Origin of the sequence: Methylobacterium goesingense, from assembly GCF_022179225.1 — a bacterium.
GTDB lineage: Bacteria > Pseudomonadota > Alphaproteobacteria > Rhizobiales > Beijerinckiaceae > Methylobacterium > Methylobacterium goesingense.
Genome location: NZ_BPQL01000058.1, coordinates 39,940 through 56,560, shown reverse-complemented (window position 1 = coordinate 56,560; position 16,621 = coordinate 39,940). Strand labels below are relative to the sequence as shown.

The window sequence follows — 16,621 nt, the reverse complement described above, 5'->3', positions numbered from 1 at the left end:
ATCGCGGAAGCCTTCGGGGTGCGATCAGGCCGACAGGGCTGCCCGGATCGCCTCGATGGCGGCCTGGGCGCCTGTGCCCTCGGGTCCACCGGCCTGGGCCATGTCGCGGCGGCCGCCGCCCCCCTTGCCACCGAGATGCCCGGCGCCGGCCCGCACCAGGGCCACGGCGTCGTAGCGTTCGGTGAGATCGGAGGTGACTCCGACCACGAGCCCGGCCTTGCCGTCGGGTGCCACGCCCACGATGGCGACGATGCCGGAACCAAGGCGCGTCTTGCCCTCGTCGGCGAGGCTCTTGAGGTCGCGCATCTCGACGCCCTCCACCACCCGCGCCATCACCTTCACGCCACCGATTTCGGCGATACCGTCATCGGCGCCGGAGCCGGCGCCGCCCATGGCGATCTTCTTGCGGGCGTCGGTGAGTTCGCGCTCAAGGCGGCGGCGGTCCTCGATCAAGGCCGCGAGACGATCCGGCACATCCGTCGGGGAGGCCTTCAGCAGCCCGGCGATCTGCGAGAGCGTGCGGCTCTCCTCAGCGCGGTAGCGGCGCGCGGCATCCGCCGTCAGGGCCTCGATGCGGCGCACGCCAGCGCCAACCGCACTCTCGGCGACCACGGAGACCTGTCCGATCTCGCCGGTGCGGCCCGCATGGGTGCCGCCGCAGAGCTCCACCGAGAAGGCCTTGGTGCGTCCGGTTTCACCGGTCACCGGGGCGCCCATGGAGACGACGCGAACCTCGTCGCCGTACTTCTCGCCGAACAGCGCGCGGGCGCCGGAGGCCACGGCCTCGTCCTGTGCCATCAGCTTGGTGACTACGGGCGTGTTCTGCAGGAGCACCGCGTTGGCGATATCCTCGACGGCGCGGATCTCCGCCTCGTCCATGGGCTTCGGGTGGCTGAAATCGAAGCGCAGGCGCTCGGGCGAAACCAGCGAGCCCTTCTGGGCGACGTGGTCGCCGAGCACCTGGCGGAGGGCCTCGTGCAGCAGGTGGGTCGCCGAATGATTGGCGCGGATCGCGGAGCGCCGGTCATGGTCGACGGCGAGTTCCACCGCCTGGTTGAGCGACAGCGTACCCTCCTCCACCGTGACGTGGTGCACGAAGAGATCGCCGAGCTTCTTCTCGGTGGCGGTGACGCGCGCCTTCAGACCGGAGGCAGACAGGGTGCCGGTGTCGCCGACCTGGCCGCCGGATTCCGCGTAGAAAGGGGTCTGGTTGACCAGGACGAGGCCGGTCTCACCCGCCTTCAGGCTCTGGGTCTCGGCCCCGTCGCGCAGCAGCGCGGTGACGATGCCCTCGGCGCCCTCGGTCTCATAGCCGAGGAACTCGGTGGCGCCGACGCGCTCCTTCAGGCCGTACCAGACCGTCTCGGTGGCGGCCTCGCCGGAGCCGGTCCAGGCGGCGCGCGCCGCCTTGCGCTGGCGCTCCATCGCCTGCCCGAACGTGTTCGTATCGACGCCGATCCCCCGTGCCTTCAGGGCGTCCTGCGTCAGGTCGAGGGGAAAGCCGTAGGTGTCGTAGAGGGTGAAGGCGGTCTCGCCCGAGAGGTTCTGGCCGGACGAAAGATCGCGGGTCTCCGCGTCGAGGATCGCGAGGCCGCGTTCCAGGGTACGGCGGAACCGGGTCTCCTCCAAACGCAGGGTCTCGGCGATGAGCCCCTCGGCCCGGGTCAGTTCCGGATAGGCCTGGCCCATCTCGCGCAGCAGCGTCGGGACGAGGCGGTACATCATCGGTTCACGCGAGCCGAGGAGTTCCGCGTGGCGCATGGCACGGCGCATGATGCGGCGCAGGACGTACCCGCGGCCTTCGTTACCCGGCAGCACGCCGTCGGCCACGAGGAAGGAGGCGGCACGCAGGTGATCGGCGATCACTCGGTAGGAGGCTTGGGTGCCGGGCTCCGGCGGGCGGCCGACCGCGTGGGCGACGGCGTCGATGAGGGCCCGGAACAGGTCGGTCTCGTAGTTGCTCTTCACGCCCTGGAGGATCGCCGCCATGCGCTCGAGGCCCATGCCGGTGTCGATGGAGGGGCGCGGCAGGGCGAGGCGGTTGCCCGGCTCGATCTGCTCGTACTGCATGAAGACGAGGTTCCAGAACTCGAGGAAGCGGTCGCCGTCCTCGTCCGGCGAGCCGGGCGGGCCGCCCTGGAGGGATGGCCCCTGGTCGATGAAGATCTCCGAACAGGGGCCGCAAGGGCCGGTATCGCCCATCTGCCAGAAATTGTCGGAGGTGCCGATGCGGATGATGCGGTCGTCGGAGAAGCCCGCGATCTTGCGCCAGAGGTCGGCGGCCTCGTCGTCGTCGGCATAGACCGTCACCAGCAGCCGGTCCTTGGAAAGGCCGAACTCCTTGGTGATCAGGTTCCAGGCCAGCTCGATCGCCCGCGGCTTGAAGTAGTCGCCGAAGGAGAAGTTGCCGAGCATCTCGAAGAAGGTGTGGTGCCGAGCGGTGTAGCCGACATTGTCGAGGTCGTTGTGCTTCCCGCCGGCCCGGACGCATTTCTGCGCGGTGGTCGCGCGGTCATAAGGGCGCTTCTCGACACCGGTGAAGACGTTCTTGAACTGCACCATGCCGGCGTTGGTGAACATCAGCGTCGGGTCGTTGCGCGGCACGAGCGAAGAGGACGGCACCACTTCGTGGCCGGCCTTGGCGAAGTAGTCGAGGAAGGTCGACCGGATCTCGTTGACGCCGCTCATCGCATCACAACTCTGTCGTAGGGTGCCGCCGGCGTACGAACGCACCGGGGTTCGTCCAGGGCGCACGCATGCCGCGCGTGGAAATACCCCCGGCGATCCCGGGACTCCCACGCTGGCGCACTCATAAGGAGCGTTCCGGCGCAAGTCACGGTCGTTTCGCTTTTGCTCACCGCCGAGCTAGGAAGACGTCCCTCCCATCCACCACGGACATCCCGCCATGCCGGTCGAAATACGCCTCCTCGCCTGGTCCTGCCTGCTCGGGCTGGTCCACATCGTCGCCGCCTCCGCGAGCGGGTTGCAGCAGCGTGGCGGCCCCGGCTGGGCCTCCGGCAACCGTGAGGGACCGACGCCCCAGGTGACCGGCGCCGCGAGCCGGCTTGAGAAGGCGTCGAAGAACTTCTTCGAGACCTTCCCGATCTTCGCTGCCCTCGTTCTCGCCTGCGTGGCGACGGGCCGGCACAACACCGCCGTGGTGCTCGGCGCCTACCTCTACTTCTTCGCCCGGCTCGCCTACCTGCCGCTCTACGGCTTCGGGGTCCCGAAGGTGCGTTCCCTCGTCTGGTTCGTGTCGATCATCGGTATCCTCTTCGTCCTGTGGGGCCTGTTCATCAAGCTCCTGCCCTACACCCCCTGAGGCGTCGGCGACCGATCCCCCTCCCCTTGCACCCTCCCCTTGCACCCTCCCCTTGCCGGCGCGCCCGGCAGGCGCATATCGTCGGGGCACAACCGCCCCGACCACGCGGGCGGAATCCGGGAGACATTCATGCGATCGGTCCTCACCGCGACGCTGCTGGCCGGTTGCGCCGCGCTGGCGTTCTCCGCCGGCGCCCTCGCGCAAGGCGCCGCCCCCGCCGAGACAAAGGCGAAGGCCGACGCCCTCGAGAAGCTCACGGGCATGCAAAGCACCGGCACCGCCGAGGCGCCGGAAATCCCCCAGACCGGCCGGCGTGCCGACGCCCTGCGCAAGACGCTGTCCAAGATCAAGCTCCCGGACGGCTTCAAGATCGACCTCTACGCCGTGGTGCCGGATGCCCGCTCGATCGCGGTCGGGCCCAACGCGGGCGTGCTGTTCGTCGGCACCCGCAAGAGCAAGGTCTTCACGGTCACGGACCGCGACAAGGATCGGGTCGCCGACGAGGTCCGCGCCTTCGCGCCCGGCATCGACTTCAAGATCCCCAACGGCGTCTGCTTCTCCAAGGACGGCGTTCTGACCATCGTCGAGCAGAACCGGGTCCTGTCCTTCCCGGCCGCCGAATTTTTCTACGAGAGCCCCGACGTCGCCGCCGGCGTGCTGGTCAAGCAGGGCAACCTGATCCCGGCCGCGGAGGAAAGCTACAACCACACGGCTCGGATGTGCCGGGTCGGCCCGGACGGCAAGACCTACATCTCGCTGGGTCAGCCCTACAACGTGCCCCCGGCCGCCAAGCGCGAGCTCTACGCGCAGACCGGGATCGGCGGCATCATCCGAATGGATGCCGACGGCAAGAACCGCGAAGTCTACGCCACCGGCATCCGCAACTCGGTGGGCATGGACTTCAACCCCGCCGACAAGGCCCTCTGGTTCACCGACAACCAGGTGGACGGCATGGGCGACGACACGCCCCCCGGCGAGCTGAATCGCATCGCCAAGGCGGGCGAGAATTTCGGCTTCCCGTGGTTCGGCGGCGGGCATGTCCGCACCGTCGAGTACAAGGACGAGACGCCGCCGAAGGACGTGGTGTTCCCCCAGGCCGAGCTGCCGCCGCACGCGGCCGATCTCGGCATGACCTTCTACAACGGACGCATGTTCCCCGATTCCTACAAGGGCGGCATCTTCACCGCCGAACACGGTTCCTGGAACCGGACCCAGCCGATCGGGGCGCGGATCATGTTCGTGGCGATCGACAAGGACGGTAAAGCCGGCGCGCCGAAGCCCTTCGCGGAGGGCTGGCTCACGGCCGACGGCGAATATCTCGGCCGCCCGACCGACGTCGCCGTGCTCCTCGACGGATCGCTCCTGGTCTCCGACGACACGGCCGGCGCGATCTACCGGATCTACTACGAGGGCAAGTAGCATGACGCCCGCTCGTCTCATTGCGGGTCTGCTCTGCGGGCTCGCCGTCGCCGTCGTGTCGACCGAGGCCGGGGCCGGTGACGCGAAGGCCGGCCGCAAGTCCGCCATCGCCTGCCAGACCTGCCACGGCCTCGACGGGGTCTCGAAGCTGCCCGAGGCGCCGAACCTCTCCGGACAGGTCGAGCCCTATCTGGTCAAGGCGCTGACGGAGTATCGGGACGGTGGCCGCCGCAACGAGATCATGAACGTGGTGGCCAAACCCCTGAGCGACGGGGAGATCGCCGATCTGGCGGCCTACTACGCGTCGATCCAGGTCGATGTGCTCCCGCCGGGCTAGGTCCCGGCCGCGTCCACCGTGGCTTCACGGAACACGGGATGCTCGAAATAAGAAAGGCCGCCGGGTACGCCCCGGCGGCCTTTCCTGCGATGGCCCCTCCCGCCTCGTGGGCGGAGGGGATGGTCTCAGGCCTCGCCCTCGTCGAGGTCGTCCTCGGTCGGCTTGGCGTTCTCGAGGATCTTCTCGGCGACAAGGCCGGAATTCTGACGGATCGACGCCTCGATCTTGCCGGCGATCTCTGGGTTGTCGCGCAGGAAGCCCTTCGAGTTCTCGCGCCCCTGGCCGAGACGCTGGCTCGCATAGGAGAACCAGGCGCCGGATTTCTCGACGATGCCGGCCTTGACCCCGAGGTCGATGAGCTCGCCGACCTTCGAGACGCCCTCGCCGAACATGATGTCGAACTCGACCTGCTTGAAGGGCGGCGCGACCTTGTTCTTCACGACCTTGACGCGGACCTGGTTGCCGATGGCTTCGTCGCGATCCTTCAGGGTCGAGACGCGGCGGATGTCGAGGCGCACCGAGGCGTAGAACTTCAGGGCGTTGCCGCCCGTGGTCGTCTCGGGGCTGCCGTACATCACGCCGATCTTCATGCGGATCTGGTTGATGAAGATGACCATGCACTTGGAGCGCGAGATCGAGCCCGTGAGCTTGCGCAAGGCCTGGCTCATCAGGCGCGCCTGAAGACCGGGCTGGCTATCGCCCATCTCGCCCTCGATCTCGGCCCGCGGCGTCAGCGCGGCCACCGAATCCACCACCAGCACGTCGATGGCGCCCGAGCGCACCAGGGTGTCGGTGATCTCCAGGGCCTGCTCGCCGGTGTCGGGCTGCGAGATCAGGAGATCGTCCAGCTGCACGCCGAGCTTGCGCGCATAGATTGGGTCGAGGGCATGCTCGGCATCCACGAAGGCGCAGACGCCGCCCTTCTTCTGGGCCTCCGCGATGGTGTGCAGAGCCAGCGTGGTCTTGCCAGACGATTCGGGTCCGTAAATCTCGATGACGCGGCCGCGCGGCAGGCCGCCGACGCCGAGCGCGATGTCGAGGCCGATCGAGCCGGTGGAGATCACCTCGACTTCCGCGACTTGGGCGTTCTTGCCCAGGCGCATGATCGAGCCTTTGCCGAAGGCCCGCTCGATCTGCGACAGCGCGGCGTCGATCGCCTTGGCCTTGTCCTTGTCCACCATCGGGGATTCCACAACTTTCAGCGCGGGCTGGGCCATTCGTCGGCATCCTTATGCATGGGGGAGGAGCAAGGCTCAATGCGCCTCGGATGCCGATTATGTACCTGTTTTGTTCTCATTGAACAAGGCCGGCACACGAAGATTCCGGGGGTTCACCGGGTGAATCTTCGTGTGCCGGCGAACGCTAGCGGGCGATCGTTTCCTTCACGGTCTCGACGAGCTGCTTCAGGCTGAACGGCTTGGGCAGGAAGTTGAAATCCTCACCGTCCGGCAGGTTCTTGCGGAAGGCATCCTCGGCGTAGCCGGAGACGAAGATCACCTTGAGGTCGGGAGATTGCTTGCGGAGCTCGCGCAGCAGGGTCGGCCCGTCCATCTCGGGCATCACTACGTCCGACACGACGAGGTCGATGGTCTCCTTGGTCTCGGCGATGATGCGGAGCGCGTCGAGGCCGGAGGCCGCTTCCAGCACCGTATAACCGCGTGCCGAGAGGGCACGGCTGTTGACGGCGCGCACGGGGTCCTCGTCCTCCACAAGCAGGATCACGCCCTGGCCGGTATGGTCCTGCGCGACCTTGCGCGGCGCGGGCTTGCCGGCCTCGGGCCGTGCCAGCTCCGGCGCGCCCTTCAGCCGGCTCGCCGCGATGGCGGCGCTGCTCTGGCCGGCGGGGGGCGCAAGCGCGATCTCGGGCTCCGGAGCCGGCTCGGCGCTCGGCTCGTGGCGCGGGAAGTAGATCCGGAAGGCGGTGCCCTCCCCCACTGTCGAGCGCACGTCGATGGTACCGCCGCTCTGCTTGACGATGCCGAACACCGTCGAGAGCCCGAGGCCGGTGCCCTTGCCGATCTCCTTCGTGGTGAAAAACGGCTCGAAGATCTTCTCCATCACGTCGGGCGGAATGCCCTGTCCCGTGTCGAGCACCTCGATCAGCACGTGGTCGCCGGTCGGCATGCCCAGGCGGTTCTCCACCGGCACGGCGTCGTGCGTCACGTTGGCGGTGCGGATGAGCAGGCGTCCACCCTCCGGCATCGCGTCGCGGGCGTTGACCGCCAGGTTCACGATGACCTGCTCGAACTGGTTCACGTCGGCCTTGATCGGCCAGATGTCGCGTCCGTGCTTGAGGTCGAGGTCGACGCGCTCGCCGAGCAGGCGCTTCAGGAGCAGCGTGAGGTCGGAGAGCGCCTCGCCGACATTCATCACCTCCGGGCGCAGGGTCTGGCGGCGCGAGAACGCGAGCAGCTGGCGCACCAGGCTCGCGGCCCGGTTCGCGTTCTGCTTGATCTGCATGATGTCCTGGAAGGCCGGGTCGGTCGGCCTGTGGCTGGCCAGCAGCAGGTCCGAGTAGCCGATGATGGCCTGGAGGACGTTGTTGAAGTCGTGCGCGATGCCGCCGGCGAGCTGGCCCACCGTGTCCATCTTCTGCGCCTGGGCGACTTGCTGTTCGAGCTGGCGCTGAGCCGTGGTGTCGAGAGCGTAGAGGATGACGCGCTCGCGGTCGTTCTTGCCGGTCTCCTCGTCGTCTCGCGAGGTTCCGGCCGGCTCGCCACCGGCCGGGCTGAGCCAGACCCGGGCCGAGCGCGTGCCCGGACCCGCGAGGGCAATCTCGATCGGCGCCACCTCGACCAGACCGGCCGCCGCCTTGGCGAGGGCGGCCTCCAGGCCGGCCCGGTCTCGCTCGGCCACCGCGTCCCACATGGTGGGCTCGCTGTGCAGCTCGTTGCGTCCGTCCGGCAGGGCCTGGCGCGGCAGGCCGCCGAACAGCCGGGCGAAGGAGGTGTTGGCCCGGGCGATGTGTCCGGCCTGGTCCAGGGTCGCGATCGCGATGGGGCTGTTGTTGAGGAAGCGTGCGAGGCGCACCTCGGCCACGCGCTGCGGCTCGTCGGTCTCGGCACCCGCCGAACGGTTGAGCACGAAGGTGCGCGAGGGACCGGGCCGGCCGTCCTGACCGAAGGCGACGCGGTGGTAGAGGCGGGTCGGCAGCGGATGTCCGTTGCGGCGGCGCAGGTCGAGGTCGAAGCGGTCGGTGCGGACCTCGCCGGGCAGGCCCTCGGAGGCGGTGAGCATGTCGGCGCCCGGCGCGATCTCGGGCAGGCGCAGGCCCCCGGAGCCGACCGTGGCGAGGTCGTAGCCGAGCCAGGCCGCCAGTGTCGCGTTCATGTAGACGATCGAGCCGGCCGGATCGATCGACAGGAAGCCGGCGGGCGCGTGGTCGAGGTAATCGATCGCGTGCTGAAGTTCCTGGAAGACGTTTTCCTGGCGCTCGCGCTCGTGCGTGATGTCGCTCACCGTCCACAGGGTGGCGGGCCGGCGCGGCCGCTCGATGGGCCGCACCCCGATCCGGAACCACGCGAAGGCGCGCTCGGGACCGCCGGGCGGCGGCGCCATCCGGATCTCTTCCGAATGGCCGAGCCCGTCGCGGGCGGCCTGGGCCAGGCGGTAGACCGCCTCGGAGACCTCGGGCGAGCCGACGAAGACCCGTTCCACCGGCGGCAGGCTCGCGAAGGTCTCGCCCCCGGCGATGCGCAGGTAGGATTCGTTGGCGTAGATGAGGCGTCCGCCCTCCTCCACCACGATGGCGCCGTCGGGCGCCGCGTCCACGATGGCCTTGGTGATGTCGTCGCGCGCGGTCTGCCCCCCGAGCTGGATCGCCCCGATGGCGAGGGCGAAGAGGCAGAACACGCCCGCCATGGCCAGGAGCGCCAGCAGGCCGAGGATGAGCGGCTGCGCCTGCTCGTTGGCCACGAAGGACAGACCCACCGCCGCGCCGACGAGGAGCCCCGCCAGCACGAGCAGCAGGCCCACCCGCCCCGGCCGCTCGGAACGATCGATCGCGTTCGACGCGGGCTTACCCGGTCCGCTGAACTCGCCCATCCGCCGCCGATCCACTCCTGAAGCCATTCCGGTTAGCGCCCCGCTCGGCGTCGCGACAAGGGCAAACCGGCGCAAGTTGCCGGGAATTCTCATGAAAGAAGGTGCATAAAGGGTGGCGGGCCCGAGCGCGACTCCTCACGCGACGCGACGGCGCAGGCGCATCACGTACCCGATGACTTCCGCCACCGCCCGATAATGCTCGGCGGGGATCTCCTGGTCGATCTCCACGGTGGCGTGCAGGGCGCGGGCGAGCGGCGGGTTCTCCAGGATGGGCACGTCGTGCTCCTTGGCGACCGCGCGGATCTTGAGGGCGAGGCTGTCGACGCCCTTGGCGACGCAGATCGGCGCGGCCATGCCGGCCTCGTAGCGCAGGGCCACGGCGTAGTGGGTCGGGTTGGTGACGATGACGGTGGCGTCGGGCACGGCCGCCATCATGCGCTTCTTCACGCGCTGGGCGCGCAACTGCTTCATGCGGCCCTTCACCTCGGGGCTGCCCTCGCTCTCCTTGTGCTCCTGCTTCATCTCCTCCTTGGACATGCGCAGACGCTGGCGCCAGCTGTAACGCTGGTAGAGCGCGTCACCGAGCGCGATGGCGACGAAGACGCAGAGCATGCCGGCCATCATCTTCAGGGCGAGGCCGAGGATGGTCGCCAGGATGGCGATGGGATCGAGGCGCACGAACACCTCGAGCTGGTCGCGCTCGCCCCACAGGATGGTGCCGCCGACGATGCCCACCATGCCGAGCTTGGCCAGCCCCTTCACGAATTGGAACAGCGCCTGCATGCCGAAGATGCGCTTGACCCCGGCCATGGGCGAGATCCGGTCCCACTTCGGACCCAGGGCCTCGGTGCTGAACACGAACGGGTGCTGCGCGAAGCCCGCCGCGAGCCCGGCCACCACCACGAGGGCCACGGGCACCACCAGCGCCTGCGCGCAGATGATGAGCATGCGGATGCCCATCTCGGTGTAGGCGGTCGGGTCCGAGGGGACCTGGTGCGCGTTCATCAGGAAGCCGCGCAGGCTCGCCAGAAGCCCTTGCGCGATGGAGCCGGAGGCCATCAGCAGCGCCATGGTGAAGGCGGCCAGGATGAAGAAGGTGTTGATCTCGGGGCTGTTGGGAACATTGCCCTGCTCGATCGCCTTCTCGATCCGTCGCGGGGTCGGGTCTTCGGTCTTGTCCTCCGGATCGGCCTCGTCCGACATCGGATCAAGCCCCCCGGCTCGGGCTCAGCGCCCGGTGAGATCGCCGAGATAGCGCCCGATATCGTCCAGGAAGACGCCCATCATCACGCCGAGGCTGCCGAACAGCACCAGCATGCCGATGAGGACCGAGGCCGGCACGGCCACGAAGAACACCTGCATCTGGGGCATCAGGCGCGCCAGCACGCCGAGACCCATATTGAACAGGATGCCGAAGGCGATGAAGGGCGCGGCGATCTGCACGCCCAGCGCGAAGCCCCGCGTGACCGCCTTGAGGGCGAGGCTCGCCGCCTCCCCGAGGCCCGGCACCCCGTCCGGCGGCAGCAGCACGTAGCTGCGCCCGATCGCGTCCAGGGCCACGTGGTGCAGGTCGCTCGCCATGATCAGCGTGACCCCCAGAAGGGTCAGGAAGTTGCCGATCGCCGCCTGCTGTCCGCCCTGCGTCGGGTCCACCGTCATGGCGTAGGACAAACCGAGCTGCTGCGAGATGATCATGCCCCCCGTCTGCAGGGCGGCGAGCAGCATGCGTACCGTCAGTCCGAGCATGAGGCCCACCAGCAATTCGCCGATGAGGAGCGCGATTAGGCCCGGCCCCGCGATGGCACCGCCCTGCATCGGTAGGAGCGGACGCACGGTCGGGAACAGGATCAGCGTCAGCAGCAGCGCGAAGGCGAGGCGCAGGCGCGGCGAGACCATCTGCTCGCCGATACCCGGCATCAGCATCACCATGGTGCCGATCCGCGCGAAGGTGAGGAGGTAGGCCGCCGCGATGCCCGGCAGGAGGAGGTTCATGGCCTCTCATAGCAGGCTCTAGCCGCCGGACACGATGCGGGCCGCGATGCGCGTCATGTAGCCGCCAAGCGCATCGCCCATGAAGGGCAGCGTCAGGAGCAGGGTGGCGAACACCGCCACGATCTTGGGCACGTAGATCAGGGTCTGCTCCTGGATCTGCGTCAGTGCCTGGACCAGGGAGACCACGAGCCCGACCACCAGGGCCACGATCATGCTCGGACCGGCGACCTTGAGGAAGACGAAGATTCCGTCGCGGGCGACGTCGATGATGGCGAGACCGGTCATGGTGGGGATGTCATCTCGCGGCTGAGCGAACGGGATACGAAAGCGGGATACGAAAAAAGGGGCCTGCGGTCGGTCCGGATCTCCGGGCTAGATCTGCATGCGCATGATTTCCTCGTAGGCCGAGATCACGCGGTCGCGCACGGCCACGAGGGTCTGCAGGGCGGTCTCGCTCTCGGCCACGGCGGTGACGACATCGACGACGTTGGCCTTGCCCCCCGCAACCGCCATGGCCTGGCCGTCGGCTCGGCGCCCCGCCTCGCCGACGGATTCCAGGGTCGAGGACAGGAGCGACGTGAAGTTCGAGCCCGCAGTCTGAGAGGCCGGCGCGAGCTTGGGCGCGCCCTTGGCACCGATGTTCTGGATCGCCGCGTAGGCGCCGGCGGCGAAGGCGTTGGTGGTCATGGCGGCAGGCTTTCAGGTGAAGCGAAGGTTCAGGCCTTGAGGATCTCGAGCGTCCTGGCGACCATGCGGCGGGTCGCCGTGATCATGTTGAGGTTGGCCTCGTAGGAGCGCTGGGCCTCGCGCATGTCCATGTTCTCGATCAGCCCGTTGACGTTGGGCATCGCGACCTCGCCCCTGGCGTTGGCGTTCGGGTTGCCGGGTTCGTACTTGGTGCGGAACGGCGCGGTGTCGCGGCGGACGCGCCCCGTTTCGATCACGGATGCACCGGTCTCCTGGTCGACCTGGCTGCGGAAGGTCGGGATCTTGCGGCGGTAGGGCTCGGCGCCGGGGGCGGTGGGCGCTGAATCCGCGTTGGCGATGTTTTCGGCGATGACCCGCATCCGGCTCGACTGGGCCTTGAGCCCCGAAGCGGCACTGGTCAGAGATTTCAGGAAGTCCACGGGGCGCCCTCCGTCCGGTCAGCCGATGTCATCGCTCAGCGCTTTCCGATGGCGATCTTCAGGGTATCGAGGCTCTTCTGATAGAGTGAGGCGGCCATCTGGTAATCCGCCTGGTTTTCGCCGGCCTTCATCATCTCTTCCTCGAGATTGACGCCGTTGCCGCTTGGCCGGATCTCGAAGCCCTTCACCCGGCGCGGATCGGCGCCCGGCCCCTCCGGTCCTCCGGCGGGCCCGATATGGGCGGCGTTGGTCACCGCGAGGCCCCCGCCCGTGGCAGCACCCGCCGGCTGCGCGAGAGCGCCGCCGGGGCGGCCGATTTCAGGGTTCGCGAGGTCGCGCGGCTTGAAACCCGGCATGTCCGCGTTGGCTACGTTCTCGGCGATCAACTTCTGGCGGGTCTGGTGCCACTGCATGCGCGTGCGCAGCATGCCGAGGATGGAAAGGTCGGTGACGGACATGGTGGCGACCCCTCCCCACACACGGAAGAATCTGCCCGGTGGGACCGGCAAAATCTGCCGCCCCCATGGTTAACGCCGCGTTAAGATCTGCCGGGAGATCGGCCGGGAGATCGGCGCTGCGGGGTCAGGGCTCGCGCTGCGTCGGCGGGCGGGCCTGAAGGCATTCCGGCGGCGGGGAGACGGTGGGGTTCAGGGGCACACAGGCGGCTGTTGCCGGACGCGCATCGCGCCTCGGCTCCAGAGCCCCTCCGACGGTTAGCGCCGCCGCCAGGAAGGGGATCCAGCGCTGCACGATCGCCGGCTCAGCTCTCCCGCGCGAGGGATTGGCGATCGCGCCAAAGGGCGTAGGGGTGCTCCGGCTCCACGACCGGGCGGTGCGCCACCCGCATCGGCTGATCGGCCAGGGGACGGCACAACTCGGCGTAGATGCCGGCACCGAGGAGTCCGTATTCCTCCCCCTCCTCCGCGCTGAAGGCGAAATAGGCCTCGCGGATGCCGGACAGGCGCATGGCCGCGTGGCACATCGAGCAGGGCCTTCCGCTGGCGTATACGATGCAACCCTCAAGCTTCGGCGTGCCCAGGCGGCGGCTGACCTCGCGCAAGGCCACCATCTCGGCGTGATCGGTTGGGTCGTTGGTCAGCGCGATCGTGTTCACCGACCGGGCCAGCACCGTTCCATCGCGCACGATCACCGCCCCGTAGGGCCGACCGCCCGAGCGGACATTCTCACGGGCCAGGATGACGGCATCGCGCAGATGATCGTCGTGGCGGGTATCTTCTGGGGGCACGGGTCCGGTCTCCCTCACACATCCGAACGCCAACGCGGCGGCACCCGTACGGGGTTCCGATCCGTGACCCGCTTCAAATGGCGCCGTGCGGCTGCCCCGATCCCGCGGGGATCTCTCGGTTCAGGGCGGTCCCGGCTCCGCCTCCGGGAAACGGCCTAGCCGCCGGCCCGTGATCGGAGCGGCCGGCGGGCCTCGGCGGTCGTGCAAGCCCTTGTGGCACCGTCGTGCAAGCCCTTGTGGCACCGAAGCGAGACGGATCCCCACAAACGACCTGTTAACGAAGTCTTAACGTTATTGCCCTGCACCGGCGGCGCCATGATACTGACACCACTAGTGTTGCGTCGGGCCACGAGCCCCTAAAAGCGAGAGACCCCGGTCTTGTCATCGTTCTTCAGCTCGGATGGACCCTTCTCCCTTCAGTTCGCGATCATCTTTGCGATCATCTTCCTGGTTCTGGCGGCGGGCCTTCTCGTGCTGCGGCGCTTCACCGGACGCGGCACCGATTTCGCGAGCAAGACCGCGGCGCGCGGGCGCCAGCCTCGACTCGGAATCGTGGACATCTACGAGCTGGACCGCCAGCGTCAGTTGATCCTGCTGCGACGCGACAACGTCGAGCATCTGCTTCTCGTCGGCGGCCCCAACGATGTCGTGGTCGAGCGCAACATCACACGCGGCATGAACGCCCGTCTGGCGACCGACGAGACCGCCTACGACGAACCCTCCGAGCCCGTTCAGGACATGGTCGCGCCGGTCGCGCAGCGCCCCGACCCCCAAGTGGACTTTCCGCAGGCCTCCCCGCCGCAGGCCTCCCCGCTGCAAGCTCTGCCGCCCCAGGGGCAAGCCATGGCCTATCGCGAGCAGAGCTTCGAGATGCCCCTCGTGGTGCCGGCACCCATGCCCGGATCCGAGGCGATCCCCACCGTCGCGCGGCCCTTGGACCTGCCGCCGCAGCCGGCCCCCGAAGACCTGTTCCGCCCTGCCCCGCCGAGCGAAGCGCCGCCCCGCAAGGAGTCGCAGCTCGCGCGGGTGATCCGCCGCGCACCGCCGTCCCTCGTCAACCTCGTGCCCGCCGCCCTCGCCGAGCGGGTCCGGATGCCCGTGAGCCAACCGGAGCCGGTGCCCGCGCCGCTCCCCGATGCGCCCGCTCCGGTGGTCGCACCGCCGGCCACCCGGACGATCGATGCCGCGATCCTGTCCGACATGGCGCGCCAATTGGAAGAGGCCCTGCGCCGGCCCTCGGCAGCCGTGCGTCCCGCCGCGCCCATGCCGACCGAAGCCACGCCCCAGCCGGAAGCACCACACGAGGTTGGAGCCGGGCATCAGCCGGAAGCTGCGACCCAGCCCGAGCCCGAGCCCGAGCCGATTTCGCACGACCGCGCTCAGGACGCCTACCTACCGCCGCCCGAACCCGTCCTCGCCCCCGGGCCGGAGCATCCGCAACCTGCGGAAGCGGTCGACCCGATCGCCGCCGCAATGGCCGCTACCGCCGCGCAGCCCGAGCCCACACCCGAACAGGCGTTGGACGAGAGCCTGTTCCGCGAAGCCGAGCCCGCGACGCATTCCGCCGCGCAGGAGCCCGAGCCGTCGGAACCGGTCTTCGTCGATCTCCCCGCGCCGGAGTCTCCCGTCGCGGTGACGTCCTACGAGGAGCCGGTGATCCACGGTGTGGTCGCGGATGCGCCTCGGATCGAGGAACCGGTGCACTCCCCGCCCATGGCCGAGGCCCCTCTGCCGACACCGCCCGAGCCGCCCGCTCCCGCGCCTGCTCCGGCACCCGCGAGCCCGAATCCCTTCTCGGTGGAGGAAATCGAGGCCGAGTTCGCCCGCCTGCTCGGACGCCCCCTCGACCGCAAGCACTAGGCGCGCGTGGCGCGAAGGGGGTGCGCGCCGGGGCCTGGGTGATAAGAGAAGCACGCGGCCGAGCCGCGTCGCACCCACCGGAATCGGTATGATACCCGCCCTATATCGCTCAAACCGTCGCCTGAGCCGCCGCTTCGCGCCGCCGATTCTCGCCGGGGCGGGCCTGACCCTGGCGGCGGGGGCCGCGCACGCCCAGAGCCTTTCGGTCGATCTCGGCACCGGCGGTGTCACCGAGCGCGCGCTTCAGCTCGTCGCGCTCCTCACCGTCCTGGCGCTGGCCCCTTCGGTCCTCGTGATGGCGACGTCCTTCACGCGGATCATCGTGGTGCTGTCGATCCTGCGCTCTGCGCTCGGCACGCAAAGCGCGCCGCCCAACGCGGTCATCACCAGTCTGGCGCTGTTTCTCACCGCCTTCGTGATGGCGCCGGTGGGGCGGGAGGCTTACCGCACCGGCATCGAGCCGCTGATCGCCGGGCAGATCACTCAGAGCGTCGCCTTCGAGCGCGCCTCGGCTCCGTTCAAGACCTTCATGCTGCGTAACGTCCGCGAGAAGGACCTTAAGCTCTTCCTCGACATGGCCAAGGCCCCGCTGCCGGCCGGACCCGAGGCCGTCGGGCTCGAAGTCCTCACTCCCGCTTTCATGATCTCGGAACTGCGCCGGGCCTTCGAGATCGGCTTCCTGCTGTTCATTCCGTTCCTGATCATCGACCTCGTCGTGGCCTCGATCCTGATGGCGGTGGGCATGATGATGGTGCCGCCGGCCACCGTCGCCCTGCCCTTCAAGCTGATCTTCTTCGTCCTGGTGGACGGCTGGACCCTGGTGGCCGGATCGCTGATCCAGAGCTACGGCGTCTGAGCACGGACCCCCGTCGGCGAAGCACCCCTTCAAAAGCACCCATCAAACGCAAAAGGGCGCCCCTTAGGGGCGCCCTCACATGTCGATCCCGTATCGCGGCCCGGATCAGCGCTCGAGGTAGCTCTTCAGGGTGGTGATGCGGCTACCCACGAGACGCACGGCCCGCTTCAAGCGGTCCTCGGAAACGCCGAGGCGCGAGGCCATCGTGCTGCGTTGCTGGCTGTCGTAGATGTCGAGATGGGTCTTGCCGGACTTCGAATCGAGAGGTTCCGTGAGCATGGCGAAGCCTTTGATGTGCGGGGCGCGTCGGGGTCGCCGCAATGAGGGATGCGATTGGATTGAGAACGTCGCCTCCGCGCTTTTGTTGCCGCGACGCGACGCGAATTTCACGAATCGCGAGAGGCTTTTACGCCGCAGC

At 68.6% G+C, this 16,621-nt stretch carries 16 protein-coding genes; 5 read left to right on the top strand and 11 right to left on the bottom strand.

Annotated elements, in window-relative coordinates:
- Window positions 1-24 precede the first annotated feature (24 nt).
- Entirely contained in the window at window positions 25-2,688 is a 2,664-nt protein-coding gene (gene alaS / locus MFF30_RS11175; protein ID WP_238279451.1) for an alanine--tRNA ligase, read from the bottom strand.
- Between the two features lie 217 nt (window positions 2,689-2,905).
- On the opposite strand from alaS, the gene MFF30_RS11170 reads away from it, so the two are divergent.
- The 3 genes from MFF30_RS11170 to MFF30_RS11160 all read left to right on the top strand — a co-directional run bounded on the left by MFF30_RS11170 (window position 2,906) and on the right by MFF30_RS11160 (window position 5,078).
- Window positions 2,906-3,322: an MAPEG family protein gene (locus tag MFF30_RS11170; RefSeq protein ID WP_238279450.1), complete on the top strand. Its 417-nt coding sequence runs from the start codon at window positions 2,906-2,908 to the stop codon at window positions 3,320-3,322.
- A gap of 129 nt (window positions 3,323-3,451) precedes the next feature.
- Window positions 3,452-4,741 carry a PQQ-dependent sugar dehydrogenase gene (locus MFF30_RS11165; RefSeq protein WP_238279449.1) on the top strand — a complete coding sequence of 430 codons (1,290 nt, stop codon included), beginning with the start codon at window positions 3,452-3,454 and terminating at the stop codon, window positions 4,739-4,741.
- Between the two features lies 1 nt (window position 4,742).
- Window positions 4,743-5,078, top strand: a complete 336-nt coding sequence (locus MFF30_RS11160; RefSeq protein WP_238279447.1) for a c-type cytochrome — start codon at window positions 4,743-4,745, stop codon at window positions 5,076-5,078.
- A gap of 125 nt (window positions 5,079-5,203) precedes the next feature.
- Here the strand turns inward: MFF30_RS11160 and recA are convergent, their stop codons facing one another.
- From recA to MFF30_RS11115, 9 genes are all read right to left on the bottom strand, one after another.
- Window positions 5,204-6,295: a recombinase RecA gene (gene recA / locus MFF30_RS11155; protein WP_238279446.1), complete on the bottom strand. Its 1,092-nt coding sequence runs from the start codon at window positions 6,293-6,295 to the stop codon at window positions 5,204-5,206.
- Between the two features lie 145 nt (window positions 6,296-6,440).
- On the bottom strand, window positions 6,441-9,122 hold the full coding sequence (gene cckA, locus MFF30_RS11150) for a cell cycle histidine kinase CckA (RefSeq protein ID WP_238279444.1): 2,682 nt from the start codon (window positions 9,120-9,122) through the stop codon (window positions 6,441-6,443).
- Between the two features lie 135 nt (window positions 9,123-9,257).
- Window positions 9,258-10,325 carry a flagellar biosynthesis protein FlhB gene (gene flhB, locus MFF30_RS11145; protein WP_238279443.1) on the bottom strand — a complete coding sequence of 356 codons (1,068 nt, stop codon included), beginning with the start codon at window positions 10,323-10,325 and terminating at the stop codon, window positions 9,258-9,260.
- 24 nt (window positions 10,326-10,349) lie between these two features.
- Window positions 10,350-11,114, bottom strand: coding sequence for a flagellar biosynthetic protein FliR (fliR, locus tag MFF30_RS11140; protein ID WP_238279441.1), 765 nt, complete (start codon window positions 11,112-11,114; stop codon window positions 10,350-10,352).
- A gap of 18 nt (window positions 11,115-11,132) precedes the next feature.
- Entirely contained in the window at window positions 11,133-11,399 is a 267-nt protein-coding gene (gene fliQ / locus MFF30_RS11135) for a flagellar biosynthesis protein FliQ (RefSeq protein ID WP_238279440.1), read from the bottom strand.
- An 87-nt stretch (window positions 11,400-11,486) separates the two neighbouring features.
- Window positions 11,487-11,801: a flagellar hook-basal body complex protein FliE gene (gene fliE / locus MFF30_RS11130; protein ID WP_238279439.1), complete on the bottom strand. Its 315-nt coding sequence runs from the start codon at window positions 11,799-11,801 to the stop codon at window positions 11,487-11,489.
- 29 nt (window positions 11,802-11,830) lie between these two features.
- Window positions 11,831-12,241 carry a flagellar basal body rod protein FlgC gene (gene flgC, locus MFF30_RS11125; protein ID WP_238279438.1) on the bottom strand — a complete coding sequence of 137 codons (411 nt, stop codon included), beginning with the start codon at window positions 12,239-12,241 and terminating at the stop codon, window positions 11,831-11,833.
- 35 nt (window positions 12,242-12,276) lie between these two features.
- A complete protein-coding gene (gene flgB / locus MFF30_RS11120) occupies window positions 12,277-12,699 on the bottom strand; it encodes a flagellar basal body rod protein FlgB (RefSeq protein ID WP_238279437.1) in 423 nt (140 codons plus the stop codon).
- A 302-nt stretch (window positions 12,700-13,001) separates the two neighbouring features.
- A complete protein-coding gene (locus MFF30_RS11115) occupies window positions 13,002-13,487 on the bottom strand; it encodes a nucleoside deaminase (RefSeq protein WP_238279436.1) in 486 nt (161 codons plus the stop codon).
- A 378-nt stretch (window positions 13,488-13,865) separates the two neighbouring features.
- Between MFF30_RS11115 and MFF30_RS11110 the strand changes: the two genes are divergently transcribed.
- Both MFF30_RS11110 and fliP read left to right on the top strand, forming a co-directional pair.
- On the top strand, window positions 13,866-15,347 hold the full coding sequence (locus MFF30_RS11110) for a hypothetical protein (protein WP_238279435.1): 1,482 nt from the start codon (window positions 13,866-13,868) through the stop codon (window positions 15,345-15,347).
- Window positions 15,348-15,435: 88 nt separating this feature from the next.
- Entirely contained in the window at window positions 15,436-16,203 is a 768-nt protein-coding gene (fliP, locus tag MFF30_RS11105) for a flagellar type III secretion system pore protein FliP (protein WP_238279434.1), read from the top strand.
- A 105-nt stretch (window positions 16,204-16,308) separates the two neighbouring features.
- On the opposite strand, the gene MFF30_RS11100 is transcribed toward fliP, so the two are convergent.
- Window positions 16,309-16,482 carry a DUF3606 domain-containing protein gene (locus MFF30_RS11100; protein ID WP_238279432.1) on the bottom strand — a complete coding sequence of 58 codons (174 nt, stop codon included), beginning with the start codon at window positions 16,480-16,482 and terminating at the stop codon, window positions 16,309-16,311.
- Window positions 16,483-16,621: the final 139 nt, after the last annotated feature.